Origin of the sequence: Wolbachia endosymbiont of Onchocerca volvulus str. Cameroon, from assembly GCF_000530755.1 — a bacterium.
GTDB lineage: Bacteria > Pseudomonadota > Alphaproteobacteria > Rickettsiales > Anaplasmataceae > Wolbachia.
Map to the genome: position 1 here is coordinate 305853 of NZ_HG810405.1, position 16002 is coordinate 321854.

12 protein-coding genes, 2 other RNA genes and 2 pseudogenes are annotated in these 16002 nt (G+C 31.4%); 6 read left to right on the forward strand and 10 right to left on the reverse strand.

Going from position 1 to position 16002, the window contains the following annotated elements; translation table 11 throughout:
* Positions 1-1537: 1537 nt before the first annotated feature.
* From purF to hisS, 3 genes are all read left to right on the forward strand, one after another.
* Complete coding sequence (gene purF, locus WOVOC_RS01215) at positions 1538-2923, forward strand: amidophosphoribosyltransferase (protein ID WP_025264066.1); 1386 nt, start codon at positions 1538-1540, stop codon at positions 2921-2923.
* Between the two features lie 446 nt (positions 2924-3369).
* Positions 3370-3942, forward strand: coding sequence for a NifU family protein (locus WOVOC_RS01220; protein ID WP_025264067.1), 573 nt, complete (start codon positions 3370-3372; stop codon positions 3940-3942).
* Positions 3939-5180 (forward strand): histidine--tRNA ligase, encoded by a 1242-nt coding sequence (gene hisS, locus WOVOC_RS01225; RefSeq protein ID WP_025264068.1) that lies wholly within the window; start codon positions 3939-3941, stop codon positions 5178-5180. The genes WOVOC_RS01220 and hisS overlap by 4 nt, the downstream gene beginning before the upstream one ends.
* A 16-nt stretch (positions 5181-5196) precedes the next feature.
* On the opposite strand, the gene WOVOC_RS01230 is transcribed toward hisS, so the two are convergent.
* The 6 genes from WOVOC_RS01230 to ffs all read right to left on the reverse strand — a co-directional run bounded on the left by WOVOC_RS01230 (position 5197) and on the right by ffs (position 9821).
* The gene (locus WOVOC_RS01230) at positions 5197-5694 is read right to left on the reverse strand and encodes an invasion associated locus B family protein (RefSeq protein ID WP_025264069.1); all 498 of its coding nucleotides are present in this window, start codon (positions 5692-5694) and stop codon (positions 5197-5199) included.
* Complete coding sequence (locus WOVOC_RS01235; protein ID WP_025264070.1) at positions 5687-6580, reverse strand: RNA polymerase factor sigma-32; 894 nt, start codon at positions 6578-6580, stop codon at positions 5687-5689. The genes WOVOC_RS01230 and WOVOC_RS01235 overlap by 8 nt, the downstream gene beginning before the upstream one ends.
* 282 nt (positions 6581-6862) lie before the next feature.
* The gene (locus tag WOVOC_RS01240; RefSeq protein WP_014869105.1) at positions 6863-7573 is read right to left on the reverse strand and encodes a P44/Msp2 family outer membrane protein; all 711 of its coding nucleotides are present in this window, start codon (positions 7571-7573) and stop codon (positions 6863-6865) included.
* Between the two features lie 311 nt (positions 7574-7884).
* On the reverse strand, positions 7885-8217 hold the full coding sequence (locus WOVOC_RS01245) for a YbaB/EbfC family nucleoid-associated protein (RefSeq protein WP_014869106.1): 333 nt from the start codon (positions 8215-8217) through the stop codon (positions 7885-7887).
* Between the two features lie 3 nt (positions 8218-8220).
* Positions 8221-9705, reverse strand: a complete 1485-nt coding sequence (gene dnaX, locus WOVOC_RS01250; RefSeq protein WP_025264072.1) for a DNA polymerase III subunit gamma/tau — start codon at positions 9703-9705, stop codon at positions 8221-8223.
* Positions 9706-9728: 23 nt separating this feature from the next.
* Positions 9729-9821: signal recognition particle sRNA small type (ffs, locus tag WOVOC_RS04425), an RNA gene on the reverse strand.
* 248 nt (positions 9822-10069) lie between these two features.
* Here ffs and WOVOC_RS01255 point away from each other — a divergent pair.
* Complete coding sequence (locus WOVOC_RS01255) at positions 10070-10723, forward strand: glutathione S-transferase family protein (protein WP_014869108.1); 654 nt, start codon at positions 10070-10072, stop codon at positions 10721-10723.
* 1 nt (position 10724) lies between these two features.
* Here the strand turns inward: WOVOC_RS01255 and WOVOC_RS01260 are convergent, their stop codons facing one another.
* Positions 10725-11375, reverse strand: coding sequence for an O-methyltransferase (locus tag WOVOC_RS01260; RefSeq protein WP_025264073.1), 651 nt, complete (start codon positions 11373-11375; stop codon positions 10725-10727).
* Between the two features lie 236 nt (positions 11376-11611).
* On the opposite strand from WOVOC_RS01260, the gene WOVOC_RS01265 reads away from it, so the two are divergent.
* Positions 11612-11890 carry a DUF2671 domain-containing protein gene (locus WOVOC_RS01265; RefSeq protein ID WP_014869110.1) on the forward strand — a complete coding sequence of 93 codons (279 nt, stop codon included), beginning with the start codon at positions 11612-11614 and terminating at the stop codon, positions 11888-11890.
* A gap of 33 nt (positions 11891-11923) precedes the next feature.
* On the opposite strand, the pseudogene WOVOC_RS01270 reads toward WOVOC_RS01265, so the two are convergent.
* The 3 genes and pseudogenes from WOVOC_RS01270 to ssrS all read right to left on the reverse strand — a co-directional run.
* A pseudogene (locus WOVOC_RS01270) lies at positions 11924-12624 on the reverse strand (thioredoxin domain-containing protein); the annotation flags it as partial.
* A gap of 63 nt (positions 12625-12687) precedes the next feature.
* Positions 12688-13135 (reverse strand): annotated as a pseudogene (locus tag WOVOC_RS04145) (type II toxin-antitoxin system RatA family toxin).
* Between the two features lie 16 nt (positions 13136-13151).
* A non-coding RNA gene (ssrS, locus tag WOVOC_RS04430) (6S RNA) lies at positions 13152-13313 on the reverse strand.
* A gap of 699 nt (positions 13314-14012) precedes the next feature.
* Here ssrS and WOVOC_RS01280 point away from each other — a divergent pair.
* A complete protein-coding gene (locus WOVOC_RS01280) occupies positions 14013-15314 on the forward strand; it encodes a bifunctional folylpolyglutamate synthase/dihydrofolate synthase (protein WP_025264075.1) in 1302 nt (433 codons plus the stop codon).
* Positions 15315-16002 lie beyond the last annotated feature (688 nt).

The following is a 16002-nucleotide window of genomic DNA, read 5'->3' on the forward strand; positions in this document are numbered from 1 at the left end:
GGAAAAATTTATTAGTCAACGGCTTAATGATAATTAAGTTAATAATTTAACTCAGTTTTATAAAAACTTTAATAGAAAACTCTATGAAAAGCGCTATGGTTCACATTTAAGTGAAGGAAAGGTTGACTGTTTAAGGCTCTTGAAAAATAGAGATCTAGCCAAAATAAAAGCTTTGTTAGAAAAAGTTCAAGATATCAATAAATAAACTAAAATTTATAATATATATACTGGCACTTAATATTGGATTTCTTGTGAAGAATTTTTCTAATAACCTGAACTTGGTTAGGTAAAGTTTCTTAAAGGAGTTTTATTTAAGTATAGTATTAATATAATTCAACACCGGTTCATGATTGTTAGTATCAGACCATGATTGTAACTTACATACATAAATGTAATATTATGGGTAACAGTAGGACTATCTTGCGTGTCGTATGTCATGAACTAGGCATAATCTTAATGTAAAAAAATATAGAGTAAATCATAATACATTTGATAACTAAAATTTACATTACTGTATTGCACTCTAAAGGAAAACAATGTTGTTAAGTTACTATTGAGTATGGAATTAAAACCGATGTAAAAATTCTGCTAAAGAAAAGCTAATTATTGATGGTATTGTAAAATACAAGTTAAGTACAATGAAAATCTCTTACTGCATGTACCTAGTAGGCAAAAAAACAGATTGTCACAGTCTATTACTTTTAGTAATTATATAGAAATTGATCACAATATTGAAATTACAGAATTCCTATTGAAGGAAGGTGCTAGCCATGAATTTTATAGTTAAGTAGAAAAAAAAAAGAATTATATATTGGTATATTATATTTGACTGAGTAAAAAGGGAAAATGAGCTTATAAAATATTTCCTTGAATACAAAGAAAATGTAAATAACGATAATTTACATCGTGTCTAGCTACTCATAATAGATGGTACAAAACATGACCCTCCACAGAAAGCAATTTTCAAGAATTTCCTTAAGAGAATTGGCAGTCACATAGGTTTAACCTATTGTTCGGTATTATAGCGATACACTAGTTGTAATAGAAATTATACTGAAATTGTTGCTATTGAAACAATTACACTTATTGTGTTATTAGAAGTTGCTAGTGTTAAGGTAAATAGTATATATAGTATAAGATATCTTGCTAATGTAGTGATAAATCAATGTCGTAGTAATTAGTAATGTATATTTTAGTGTAGCCCTACTCTAGGGTATATCAATCATGAAAGCAAATTAAACACTTTGTAAGTTTGCTCAAAGCTCTGGCTGTAGGTGTTTCTCTTAATTTTACCATTTTAAGATTTTATATAAAATCAGGTCTCTTATATAACCTATTTTTGTGTTAAAATTTGTTTATGCCCCTTCTAAGTACTTTACGGTTCTGTTTCTCTTACAAATTCTTTATCATAATCTAACAAGATTTAGTGTTTTCCAGAGTACGTTAAAATTGCTGTAAAAAACTTAGTATTGAAAAGAATAAAATGCTTGTGCTTTACCTACGCTAAAGTAAAATTAGACTTTACTCAATAATTTTTATGCTTGATAGAATGCATGAAGAGTGTGGGGTATTTGGTACAAGCTCCAACAAAAATGCTGCTTTTGACTCCATAATAGGCCTTCATGCTTTGCAGCATAGAGGTCAGGAATCTTTTGGTGTAACGACAAGTAGCAATGGTAAGTTACATTCTTATCGCTTTCAAGGTCAGGTTAGTAGTGTACTTGATAAAATAGGTGAAATAAAAAAATCCCTGCCTGGAGATTATGCAATAGGCCATGTTCGGTATTCAACAAGTGGCAGTAAGTCTGGGGCACAACCTATGCTTGGCAAAAGTAGTAAATTTGGAGATTTTGCTATAGCGCATAACGGTAATTTGATTAAAGTTTCTTCAATACGCGAACAGCTAATCAAACAAGGATGCGTTTTTCAATCAGATATTGATACAGAAGTAGTAGTGCGTTTAGTAGAAGTCAATACTAGGAGTAGCTTCTTAGAGAGTTTTATATACGCATTAAAACAAATACAAGGTGCTTATTCCTTTGTTGCAATTAACCAAGAAGTGGTTATTGGAGTGCGCGATCCAGCAGGAATTAGGCCTCTTGTTTCAGGAAAACTAAACGGTTCTTATGTGCTTGCATCTGAGACTTGTGCTTTTGATATAGTAAACGCTGAATTTGTCAGAGAAATAGAACCAGGTGAGTTAGTCACTCTTGACCGGAATGGTAACTTAGCTTCAGCATTTCCTTTCTCACAGCAAAAATCAAGTTTTTGTATTTTTGAATACGTTTACTTTTCACGATCAGACAGCGTCATGGAGAATAAGTCTATATATAATGTAAGAAAAGAAATAGGAAGAACTCTTGCAGAGGAAAGTCCACCAAAAAACAATGTGGATATGATTGTACCAATACCTGATTCTGGAACACCTGTAGCTATTGGATATTCAAGGCATTCAGCTTTACCAATGGAACTGGGAATAATTCGCAATCACTATATAGGAAGAACTTTTATACAACCAACCGCTGAAGTACGTAAAGTTAAAATAAAATTGAAATTTAATGCTAATAAGCGCATCTTAAAAGGTAAAAATATAGTTTTAATAGATGATAGTATAGTACGTGGTAGCACGCTCAGAAGTATAATAGTTATGCTAAAAGATGCAGGAGTAAGAGAAATTCACCTAAAAATTTCAAGCCCACCAATTAAGTACTCTTGTTTTTATGGAATCGATACACCAGAGCGTAAGGATTTAATTGCTGCAAACCAATCTATAAAAGAAATGGAGGCAGATATAGGAGTGAATAGCTTAACCTTTTTGAGCATTGATGGTCTATATCAAGCTGTTAAGGAAGAAAAGCGCAATAACATAATGTCTCAATACTGTGATGCTTGTTTCACTGGTGATTACCCAATTGGTAGGTAATTTAGTTAGTAAAAGAATATAATTTTGAAAGATGTTTTTACGAGTCAACAATTTTTATGAATAAAAAATAGTATTAAGGTAACTACTATCTTCTCAGCAACCTATATCAGGCTACATTTCACTTTTGTATAAAATACCATAAATTCCTTTATCTTAATGAACTAACTACATTAAGCTTTTGATATGCTTTGTTGATTTTATTTTTGCTCTAGGGTTTAGTTAGCTCCAATATTCTTACACCTTATTTGTAGATATATTACTACCAGTTTCATTCTTAGTAAAACTTATTTTATTTCTTTTCATCAGGGAGAGAAAAATACAATGACGTTAAGTAAGGTAAATTTAATTACTATAAATGTTGAGAAAAGAAAAAAGATGAACGACATGTATACTTTTTTATTATTTTATGATTAAATAGTAACAATTATAATCCTATGGTAAGTAATATGTTCATTCAAATCAAAGAAACACCAAACCTAAATACGCTAAAATTTCTTCCTGGGTTTATGATTTTAAACGAAGGAGAAACGGTGGATTTTTCAAGTGCAAATGAGACAAAAAATTCTAAATTAGCAGCAAATCTTTTCCGAATAGAACATGTGATAAGAGTATTTTTTGGTCATGATTTTATTTCAGTAACAAAATCTGATGATATTAATTGGAATACATTAAAAGTAGAAGTTTTAACTACAATTATGGATCACTTTGCGTCTAGTGGAAAAGCTCTAGATAGAGAAGGGACGAATGATAATGACATACTAGAAGAAGAATTTTTTGATAAAAGTGACACAGAAATTGTAAGTAGGATAAGAGAGTTAATGGAAAGTTATATCAAACCTGCAGTTGTTCAAGATGGTGGCGATATCAAATTTCGTGGTTACAAAAACGGAATAGTTTATGTTGAGCTGCAAGGAGCATGCTCTGGATGTCCGAGTGCTACAATTACTCTTAAGCAGGGGATACAAAACATGTTGTGCTACCACATACCGGAAATTTTAGGCATAGATACTATACTATGACTACTCAACCAGTTAGAGGAACAAAAGATCTACTGTTTGATGAATGGTATAAATTTAAATATATAGAACAAACAGCAAACAGGATTTCAAATTTATATGGTTTTTTGCCTGCTCAAACTCCGATATTTGAATATACAGAAGTCTTCACAAGGACTTTAGGTAATAGTTCAGATATCATTAATAAAGAGATGTATACCTTTAATGATAAAGGAGGAAAGAGCATAACTTTGCGTCCTGAGTTTACTGCTGCAGTTGTTAGGTTATTGATTGAAAAAAAACTGCAAACGCCGATAAAATTGTTTTCAACAGGACCTGCATTCCGATATGAGAGACCACAAAAGGGAAGGCAAAGACAGTTTCACCAAATAAATTTTGAAGTTTTTGGTATAGAAGACCCGAAAACTGATGTTGAATTGATATCACTTGCTCAACATCTGTTAACTGAATTTGGTCTTGATAAGAATTTAAGGCTAGAAATTAATTCTTTAGGTAGTAGTGAAACAATGCCAAAATATAGAGAAGCTTTGGTATCATATTTTAAAAAGTTTCAAAATGACTTATCAGAAGATAGCCAAAATAGATTGATTAAAAACCCACTCAGAATATTAGATTCTAAGGATAAGAAAGATAAAGAAATAATCTCTGATGCACCTAAAATCAGTGATCATTATACAAAAGGGTCCTTATATTTTTTTGATCAAATATTAAATGGATTAACAATTCTTAATATACCTTACACCGTAAACAGTAAATTAGTTCGGGGATTAGATTATTATTGCCATACAGTGTTTGAATTTGTCACAGAAGATTTGGGTGGCCAAGGAACAGTATTTGCAGGTGGAAGGTATGATAATCTGATGTCTTCAGTAGGTGAAAAATACACTCCAGCAATAGGATTTGCTGGAGGTATTGAGCGCATAATGGAATTAATTAGTTACTCTATAAAAGAGGAGAGACCTACTTATCTAGTCCCTATTGGCGGGGAAGCTGAAAAATATGCTTTAATACTTGCAAATAAATTGCGCAGGAGTGGTTTATACGTAATCCATGAATATAGTGGAACGCTTAAGAGTCGTATGAGAAAAGCAAGTCAAGCAAATGCTAAAGCTGCAGTTATTTTCGGTAATGAAGAATTGAGTAGTAAAACTTTAAAAATTAAAGATATGGATACAGGTGAAGAAAAGATAGTTACTTGTGATGATATAATAGGAAACGTTTATCAAGCTTTGTTTACATAAGTTGAATAAATATAATTTATTTCGTGCGGCACGAACCATGCATTTTTTGATATGCCTTTTGAAAACCAAGTAGAGAATAAGTATCATCAACAGTTATTGCCTTTATTTTTCCACTAACTACCATCGATAATCCTTGCTTCATTTTGAGGATTAGATCCTGGTCTGTTTTTGTATGCTCCGCCCACGCAAAATTTCCCTGTATTATGGGCAACATATATTCAACTTTTCTATCGACGTCAAGAATTACAGGCTCTTTGTCATACTGCAAGCCAGAAGTGACGCTCACCTCATCTGCTCTTTTACTGACGTAACTAACCATCACATATGGCTTGCGAGCAGTTGTATAATGTTCGCTTTTTTTCTTAGGATAAGATATAATGTAACACACTTTTTCTCCATCTTCTAATGCAGTGTACACAAACCAATCTTTATACTTTTCCTTTAACTGCACACTATTAACTGATGCAAGAGCGCTTGTTGAGAAAAATATCAAAAACATGAAAAAACTAAACATATAAGTTAAGCTTTAAACTTTCTGATTGTATATATTGCTTTACCTTACTCATTGCTTGTTCAGCTAGCTGTCTTATCCTTTCCCTTGAAACATTATACTTTTTACCAAGTTCATCTAGAGTTTGAGTGTTTTCAGACAAATATCTGCTAATAAAGATGTCTCTTGATCTTTCGTTAAGGTTTGCTAATGCATTGTTTAGAATTGTTTCTTTTAGTTCTTTTTCTTCATGATTCTGATAAGTTACTTCTTGACTAACAGAATTACAAGGAATCATATCTTGCAGCTCTTTTTTAGAACCATCACCTACTTTTAGGCAACTATTTAGTGACTGATCCTTATAAGCTAAACGGTAACTCATCTGTATAACATCCCCTTCAGATACAGCAAGTTCATTAGATATTGCTTTTATTTCTTCATTGCTTAAGGTCTCTCTGTTTGTATATTGTAAAATTCTTTTCTTTATTTTACGCAAACTAAAAAATAACTTTCTTTGTGCTTGCGTTGTGCCTATTTTTATAAACGACCAAGACTTCAATATAAAGTCTTTTATTGAAGCTTCAATCCACCATACCGCATAAGTTGAAAAGCGGAACCCTAAATTAGGATTAAACTTTTTTACTGCATGCATTAAACCTATATTTCCTTCCATGATCAAGTCCATCAGTAGTAGCCCATAATTTTTGAACTTCATTGCAATTTTTACTACTAAGTTTAAATGACTAGTAATTAGCTTATGAGCAGAAGAAATATTCTTGTATTGGTGCCAGTTTTTTGCTAATCGCGTTTCTTCTTCTTGGGAAAGTATAGGAAATTTTTGTACCTCAGCAATATATTGCATTAGACTAGCGCTACCGTTAATACATAAATTCAATGCTTGGATTAACATAACAACATAAACTAAAACTCTATATAGTATAGATGATTTTTAGCAAAAATTCAAGTTTTTATTTTAAAAAAAATGTAACTTATTGCTTTGCGCCTGATTGGAAACTTTGTAGACTTCAATATTAGTTATTAGTTATGCTATACAAACTGAAGTATAGTATATATAGTAAATACTGTTGTTCCAGTGTCCAAAAACACTGGATTTCACGTTTCTTTTTTCTAAGTCCCAGCACTAGCTACTTGAACAACAAAACCGGGACAAAAAGAAGAGTTACAAAATAGGCTAGAAGTTAAACATCAATCCAGCTTCTGCGCCAACAGTGCTGTAAAGAACTTTGATTCCATCTTTGGTAGGTTGCTGACCACTTTCGACAACTGGTTTATCAAACTTAGCACCATAAGAACCAAAGTAGCGAGCTCCAGCAAAAAGTTTGACTTCTGGAGTTACATCATAACTGACACCAGCTTTTGCTTGGTAAGCAAAACCAAATCCATATTCCTTATCACCTGTAACTTTTATTGCTAGAGGATTGCTGAGATATGCTGCACCAACACCAATGCCAACATATGGAATAACAGGCATATCTTCAATTACTACATCATAATATACGTTAACTAATCCTGAAAGTGCATTGAGATTATCTGCAATTGCTGGAGCAGGAGCTGTTTCAAATGTATCCCTGCTTAGCTGTGAGTAAAGACCTTCAATATCAACCCTGATATCGTCCATTTTATAACCGAAAGCACTACCACCAGCCATAAAAGAAGCTTTATAAAGGTCAGTAGTGACATTAGTATCTGCATTCTTCTTTTTAGCACCTGTAACGCCATCAATCTCTGTTTTAAAAGGTAAAAACTCACTGTTGTACTGCAAGCGAATATAGCAACTAGTTTCTTCATCAGCTATTGGACCAACAGGATTTGAAAAAGCAGCGTTTGATAAACTTAGCAACGTTACTAAAGCGGTTGCTGAAAAAAACTTTTTATAATGCATAGTTACCCTCGTCAAAAAAAAATTAAAATTTCACTTTAGCAATTTTAATAAAAGCTAAAGTTAAGTCAAGTACTAACTTAATAACACAAAATGCTTGCCATTTAAACTAATTTTTGGAGGAAAGTAAAGATTTAGTTAATGAAAATGAAATTATGTAACTTTTTATCCTAAGTATTCTCTTTTGACTCTTTGCATTATTTTTTACTGCTGTAGCACCACTTACTTTTGTATGATAATGTGATAGGTGCATTATATAAAAACGATGGTAACACTAGAAATATCAGAGACTTAATCAGTAATACGAAAAAACTTTAAAAAGGAAGCTTAAATCCAGAGGGTAGACCAATCATACTTGCAAGATCAGAGGTTGCATTCGTCATCTCTGCTTCTGCTTTTTTAATGGCATCGTTGAACGCTGCTACTACTAAGTCTTCTACTATGTCTTTCTCCTCATTTCTTATAAATTCTAAGTCTATATTTATTTTCTTAGCTTTATAGCTACCTATTTTTACAACTTCTACTAACACAGAAACTTTGCCACCACCAGAAATACCTTGAAATTCTTTCCCAACGTATTTTTCTTGAGCTTCTATAAGTTTCTTTTGCATTTCTTGTGCTTGCTTCATTATTTGACTGAAATCCACAATTTACTCCTTACTCTCTATATTAACTATCTTTGCACCCTTAAACGTATCAAGTATACCTTTGACTGTAGGTACATGATTTAAGTTACTTATCTCTCTATTTATATAACCTACATCAACTGTAACTAACCATTGTTGTTGAGTTACCTGATCTAAGTAATTTTTTAAATCATTACAAAAGTTACTATCTAATTGAGATACAGCCTTTAATCTTAAATATCCAGGCTTGCAATCTACTAATTGTAAATTGTTACATAGTTGTTTGTAAAGATAAACTTGGTTATCTTGTCGTAATAGTTGCAGAATTTTATCAAAATCATAATTTTCTTGTTGTGTATTTCCTATATTATAGATATCTCTTTGTCGTGTATTCTGCGCAAGAATTTTTTTGATCACTTGTTCAGGAGAAGGCAAATCAGAGAGATAACAAAGGCTGATTAGCATCATTTCAGCGGCAATATCATTACATGACGAAACTTTTATAGCTTGAATTCCCTTGAGCAACACCTTCCATAATCTCGAGAAAAATATTAGAGATTTTCTTGCACTTAAGTCTTTTATCCTATCTTTTCCATGTTCTAGCAATGAACTGTCGACCTCTTTTGTAATCAAAAAACGGCATATTAATTGGATTGTTTGCAACAGATTTTCGAAGATACTAAGTGGATTTGCTGTCTTTGCTGCCTTGTCAAACACCAATAAAGCCTTCCGTAAATCGCTATCTAATACTGCTTCCATTAAATCAAATACAATGCCTTCATCTACTAAACCAAGTATTTCTGTTACATCCTCAGTAGATATTGGACCATTTTTGCTATATAACATCGCTTGATTCATCAGAAATAAGGCGTTACGCATTGAATTGCTACAATGGTGTGCAATTAACTCTAATGCTCTATTTTCAATTAAATAATTCTCTTTTTGTGCAATGTCATTCAAGCGTCCTACTATTTTAGTAGCAGGTATTTTATACAAATCAAACCTTTGACAACGTGCAATAATAGTTATTGGCATCTTTTTTATTTCTGTAGTTGCTAAAATAAATTTTACACTAGATGGTGGCTCTTCTAAGGTTTTAAGTAATGCATTAAATGCACTGCCCGATAACATGTGTACTTCATCTATAATATATATTTTGAATTTGGAACTTATGGGTAAGTAACAAATATTTTCTAATATCACTTTAATATCTTCAATGCTAGTATGACTTGCTGCATCAATTTCAATCACGTCTGAATGATTTGAGTTTTTTATTGCTAAACAATTTTCACATAATCCACAAGGTTCAAAAGTTGGTCCTAAAGAACAATTTAAACATAAGGCTATGATTCTTGCTGTTGTAGTTTTACCAACTCCACTACTGCCAGAGAGTAGTATAGATTGTGGGATTTTGTTAAGAGTAAAGGCGTTTTTTAATATACGTACTAATACGTCTTGACCTATCAAGTCTTTGAAGCTGTCAGGACGATATTTTAATGCTATATTCATAGCCTTTAACTAAACCAAAAACAATGAAATAGGTATGCAACCCAAAAAAGATCCTGATATGGCTGCTTCATTCCTGATCTGACCAAGTTACAGAGTTTTTGCCTGCATACCTTGTAAAATATTATACTTTTTTTTTTTATTTGGCAAGCTATATTCTATATTAGCCCTATAGTTTAATGTGTTAAATTTTTTACAGTTCTACTTTAAGGTAAATAAAAGGTTAGTTTGTTATGCAGGTCACCATAGGATTATTAATCCAATATCTATCTATGTCATTTCAGTGCTTATTTATATCATCTAAGTATGTGATAGCGGAACTGCACTGGAATAGTGAAGAGAAGAGAGGCAGCAAAATGGGGAGTTTATGATTTTATATTATTTTCCTCTTTGCCCATTTTCACGAAAAGTTAGAGCACTACTCAAAGAAAAAAAGTTAAGTTGTGATTTAATATATGAAAATCCATGGGAAAAACGTAATGAATTTATGAAGATTAACCCAACTGGACAAGTACCAGTCCTTATAGACAATAATTTTACCATAGCAGACAGCAATGCCATTTGTGAATACCTAGAAGAAACTTATAACAGCAGTATTAAACTGTTGGATTTTTCTGCTGCTATTAAGTCTAAAATACGAGCTTTAATTAGCTGGTTTGACAATAAATTTTATAATGAGGTTACTAAGTACATCATAAATGAGAAAGTGATAACTAACCGTAGTCCTGACTCTAGGTTTCTTCATGCAGCTAAGCACAACCTATCTTGTCATATAGAATATATTGAACACTTAATTAGCAAAAATGTTTGGCTTGCAACTAATAAGTTCACTTTAGCCGATATTACTTTAGCGTCACATATTTCTGTGATGGATTATGTAAATAGTTTTCCATGGGAAAAAAGTAAAATTTTAAAAGAATGGTACTCTATTGTTAAATCGAGACCTTGTTTTCGTGGCATGTTATTAGAGAGAGTTCTTGGATTAACTCCTCCTAAACATTATGCAGATCTTGATTTCTAACTTACGTCAGCTTTAAAGCTACAGTCATTCCTTCATCAGTTGGAATTAACACAGAGTAATACTTTTTTTCGTCTGACAGACGATAATTAAATTCTCTCATAGCATACCATGATTTTTCTGATACTTTTTTTGGAGGTAATTTCAAAAATACCGTGTTAAACAATAGAGTATTATCAGCAACGATTAGTCCATCTTGTTTAATATGTAGCTCTGCCCAATCTAAGTATTTAGGATAATCACTCTTGTTAGCATCGATAAATATCATATCAAATGGTGCTTGTGTTGATAACTCGTTCAATTTTTCCGATGCGCTGCCTTCTATTAAAGTAATTTTATTATTCAGATTAAAAGCACTAAAATTTTTTCTTGCTATACTTGAGTGTTTGTGGTTATTCTCTACCGTGTATACATGGCCGTGCTCAGGCATAGCTTTTGCCATACAAATCGATGAGTAACCGTATAACGTGCCGATTTCAACGATACTTCTTACTTTGTGAATTTTTATAAATAAACTAAGTAACTTTCCTTCTTCAGCGCTAATTTGAATATGTTTCTTATTTTTAAGTATACAATGCTCCTCTATTTTTTTGCATTCCTTTACAAATAAGTCTCTTATGTATGATGATTTAGTGCTGGAGTTATTACGTGTCATATTTCGTACTAAAAATTTGACTTACGTAAAATACATATACAACTTGAGATAGTAAAACATTTACCTTAAGTTACTATTTTACAGCGTAAAATTTTAAGTGACAAAAATTATTATATATAATATTATAATTAACTAGTATAACAGTTGGTCAATTGTTGTACACTAGAATTGAAGGGGCTGCTTACACGCATTTCTCTTTTATTAAAAGATAATTTTTATATCAATTAGAGGGGTATATGTCTTATAATATTGCTGGTGAAGTTGAATCGTTAAATAAAAAATCCAATAAAGACGAAGGGGTTGCATTACTGCATAACCCAGCTTATCGTGAGAAATATAGGGAACGTTTTGATGAAGCTCAGAAGAAAGTTATGGATATGGTTCAATTTTATGATGGAACTATAATGTTAATAGAAAATAAAATTGCTATGTATTACTATGCCTGGCACAGTAAAAAAAGAGAGTTTGAGCGCAAAAAACAGCAAGCAGTGATGAAAAGCGACAATACAGCATAGTAATCTTTTATGTGATAAGCTACAGTGGTATTGTTTCACTATGGCTTTTTCACATAGTCATCTATTATGTTAGCTAAGTACTCTAGTGTTTTATATCCTTCATGTTTAATTTTGTTATGTTCTACATATGATTTATCATTGTTAAGCTTGATAAAAAATATTGGAGTACCTGTGACGCCGAGTTTATTAATTGCTAGTGACTTATCGTTGATGACTTTATCCATTATTTTCCTATCATTGATGCATTGATTGAATGTGCTTTGCTTTAAATTACTTAGTGCAGCAACTTTTTGTAATACAGTTAAGTCACTTAAATTAGAGTAGTTCCATGAATCTATTAAATTAAAAACAGCTTTATTAAAGTTAAAATAGTCTTCTGTTCTTTCGTAACAATGGCTTAGCATTGCAGCTTTTAATCCCCTATAATCCATAGGGAAATGACGAAATATATATAACATTTTTCCTGTATCTATGTATTTCTTTTTAATTTTGGGGAAAACTTCTTTATGGAAAAGATAACAGTGATAGCAAGTAAGTGAAGCATATTCAATCATTAGAATTGGTGCCTTTGGATCTCCTAATAATTTATCGTCAGCTAAAGGTGATAGCAGCTCCTTTGGTGTTATCTCACTAGTTTTTTGAGTATACTGATTATCGGATAAGCCTTCCTTAACAACCGTATAAGAATTAATACTTATGAAAATTAATGCAAAAAACATCAGCCTAAAGATCATTGTAGTATAAATATTAACTAACTAAAAAACTATACGTTTACATAAATAATGTCAAGCTAACTTTTAGTTAGCAAGGCTTTTAACTCTATCTTTGAATGCAGCAATTATTTTGCTTTGTGTATATTTATATACTGAGTTTAACAAAGTTGAAAGTAAGCTAGAATTGAACTCAAATTCTATATAAAATTTCACCACGGTTTTATTTTCATCTATAAAAATAAATTTCCACTCGTTGTATAAACATTTAAATATTCCATTTGATGATACAGCTTTTACCCAACCTTCATTTGTTTTGCTTGGAGAAAGAAAAGTTACTTCTGATGTATAACTGCCTTTGATATGATGAAAAGCTGCTAATAAATCTACAACCATCTGGTTATGATTTTTTTTTTATGTAAACAGCTTTGCACCAGGGAATAAAATCAGGATACTTCTCAACATTGATTACAACCTGAAATATATTACTAGGTGAACAGAGAAAAATATCTTGTTCTTTGTGTTGGTAGAGCATAAATCTAACTGACTGAGTAGAATCCGTATCTATTGTCAGTCTTAGTAGATTCCTGAGACCTGAAGTTAAGGTGGGCATCACATATTAACTCTAATAAAATCAATAGAGGTAATTCCCTTGACTAAAAATTATCGCTCGGGAAACTTAACTCAACTAATAACATATAGAACAGATTCTCATGAAGTATAACTAGTTTTTATAAGTCGTGTCTATAGATATATTTATAATTACTAATAAAATTAACTATATCTAACCTTTGTTAAATTTTATGTCCTAAGTGTCATAATCAATAAATATATTTTGTAGATTTTACTAAAATTTTAATCATTATTATTTCCACTATCATTTCTTTAAGAGCTACATTAACTATGTAGATCATAAAATTTTTGTGTATTTTATAAAGCAACAGTGGTAGCATATTTATGGAGAGAAATAAAAAAATCGAGAATAAGTATATAAAAAACTTCAGGAGATCATTCGAAATAATGTTAACCCAAAAAAATATCCCAATTTGTTATGGGGAAACATTCGACTTTGATTACTTAAAAAAAGAGAAAGTTTTTTTATAGAATATGAAATGTATCTTACGAGTTTGTGCATTAAAATCTTGTATAAGTACATGAGTAATAGCGAGATGACTCTGATTAGCTGAGTAGTTGATGATAAAATTTGTTTGATTAGTAGAAGGTTTTCTTACAGCAACAAAGAATTTGTGAATACTGATTTTAAAGTTACTAAGGATGACAATTCCTTATTAATAATTGATGTGTAATAAATGGTATAAGTATTTCTATTAATCAACGCTAATTCAGTGAGAAAATTGATACACATGTTATAATAAGTGTTACAAGTGAATTAAAATGCAATAACAATCTATATGATATACATGCCTCATTGGCCCAAGCCGCTTGGTAGCAGAACAAGAGATTTTACTCTTGAGCACATAAAAAGTTTCCTAAATAAGTTAGGAAACCCTGAGAAAAAAATGCCTCCAGTAATTCATATAGCTGGAACTAATGGGAAAGGTTCAACATTATCCTTTATAAGGTACATGCTGCAAGCAGCAAGGTATAAGGTACATGCATACACTTCTCCGCATTTAGTAAATTTTAATGAAAGGATAGTTGTTGCAGGTAGTTATATTGACGACAATGAATTACATGATTTATTAGAAGAGTGTCGCAGTGTAATTGCAGATCAATCTATCACTTTGTTTGAAGCTATAACTATTGCAGCTTTTTTAGTCTTTTCTCGCCATGAAGCCGATATTACTTTAATTGAGGTAGGCATGGGTGGAAGACTAGATGCAACAAATGTTATAAATAATCCAATTTTAACGATCATTACTTCCATTGCACTTGATCATACAGAATACCTTGGTCCTACTTTAGAGATCATAGCAGGTGAAAAAGCTGGAATAATGAAACGTGATGTTCCTTGTGTAATAGCCCCACAGGAGAAATCGATAATGAATACGCTAGAACGTTGTGCAATAAACAGTAGATCACCTTTGTTTAGAGGTGGCCTTGAGTGGAGTTGTAAAAAACAGAATAGCAAAATGATTTTTCAATCAACTATTCAATCAGTAAAATTTCCTTTGCCATCTTTAAATGGTAACCATCAAATAATTAATGCAGGAAATGCTATTGCAGCATGTAGCATTTTGAGTGGAAAGTACGGGCTTAATATTGGGAAGGAGGATATTACTTTAGGGCTGCAACACACCTATTGGCCTGGACGACTAGAGCTTATAAGAGAAGGCAATTTAGTTTCTTTATTACCGAGAGATTGGCAATTATTTTTAGATGGTGCACACAATAACGATGGTGCAAGAGTATTAGCTGAGTGGATAAAAGATAATTTTGCTGAAGGTATCTATGTAATTTTCGGTATTACGCGTAATAGAAGTGTGGAAGAGTTTTTAGAATATTTAAAACCATATATTAAACTATTATGTGTGGTTTGTGTAAAATCTGAACCTAAAGCAGTAAGTACGGGTTTAATTAGAGGAAAAGCCAATAATATAGGAATAAATGCTATCGAATGTGAGTCAATTAGTGATGCTATATTAAATCACATACTAAAAGCTTCTGTTCAAAATATTAAAACCATATTAATTTGTGGTTCATTATTTTTGGCCAGAGATTTTGCTATGGAGAACTTCTATAATTTTATGTAAGCGATAATTTACAGCTTAGAAAATAAGCTCTATTTCTTATAGTAGATACTATTTGATAAATTTTTATCAGCTTTTACAAGTAAATTACTACCTTGAAACTGTTTCTCAATTAAATTTACAGCTGTCTTTTTGAGAATGTAATTAACTGCATCTCCTTAAAACAAGGTAAAACAACAACTAAAAGTGTGAATGACAATAAAAAGTAGCAACTTAGATACCTAAAGTGGAGCTGGTGAAATAAAAACCATTAATAGCTAAATTTAATCTCACATCATAAAACATTAAAGATGTAAAATTACTTTGCCTAAGGTAATTGAATTTTTTAGCCACTAGTTTTATCACTTTTCAAAAAATTTTTGCATTCTTGATCAAAGTTAACTAATAATAAAAGCCAATTAGCCTGGTTAAAATTTTTCTGTTTTAAACATAAATGCTCTTAATAATTGAATTCAAAACGAAACTTGCTGATGAGAAAGCAGAAAACTATACTGCTATGGGTAGATTATAATTAACACCATTGCTTATAAAAAATTTAGTAGATAAGGAGAATAACAGAATCCTTCCTAAAAGGAAGTAAGCAGAATACTTGGAGCAAGTATATAACTATTAATTGACTGCTGCTTATTAAAGGCATTTACTTTTGCTCTTTTGTTGTCTAGATGTTTTGTAATTCCTTGTAATCATGATT

Coding starts and splice junctions, on each gene's coding strand:
- WOVOC_RS01255 (WP_014869108.1), top strand. CDS start 10,070: ATGATTTTATATTATTTTCCTCTTTGCCCATTTTCACGAAAAGTTAGA.
- WOVOC_RS01230 (WP_025264069.1), bottom strand. CDS start 5,694: ATGTTTAGTTTTTTCATGTTTTTGATATTTTTCTCAACAAGCGCTCTT.
- WOVOC_RS01240 (WP_014869105.1), bottom strand. CDS start 7,573: ATGCATTATAAAAAGTTTTTTTCAGCAACCGCTTTAGTAACGTTGCTA.
- WOVOC_RS01265 (WP_014869110.1), top strand. CDS start 11,612: ATGTCTTATAATATTGCTGGTGAAGTTGAATCGTTAAATAAAAAATCC.
- hisS (WP_025264068.1), top strand. CDS start 3,939: ATGACTACTCAACCAGTTAGAGGAACAAAAGATCTACTGTTTGATGAA.
- purF (WP_025264066.1), top strand. CDS start 1,538: ATGCTTGATAGAATGCATGAAGAGTGTGGGGTATTTGGTACAAGCTCC.
- WOVOC_RS01235 (WP_025264070.1), bottom strand. CDS start 6,580: ATGTTAATCCAAGCATTGAATTTATGTATTAACGGTAGCGCTAGTCTA.
- WOVOC_RS01220 (WP_025264067.1), top strand. CDS start 3,370: ATGTTCATTCAAATCAAAGAAACACCAAACCTAAATACGCTAAAATTT.
- WOVOC_RS01260 (WP_025264073.1), bottom strand. CDS start 11,375: ATGACACGTAATAACTCCAGCACTAAATCATCATACATAAGAGACTTA.
- dnaX (WP_025264072.1), bottom strand. CDS start 9,705: ATGAATATAGCATTAAAATATCGTCCTGACAGCTTCAAAGACTTGATA.
- WOVOC_RS01280 (WP_025264075.1), top strand. CDS start 14,013: ATGATATACATGCCTCATTGGCCCAAGCCGCTTGGTAGCAGAACAAGA.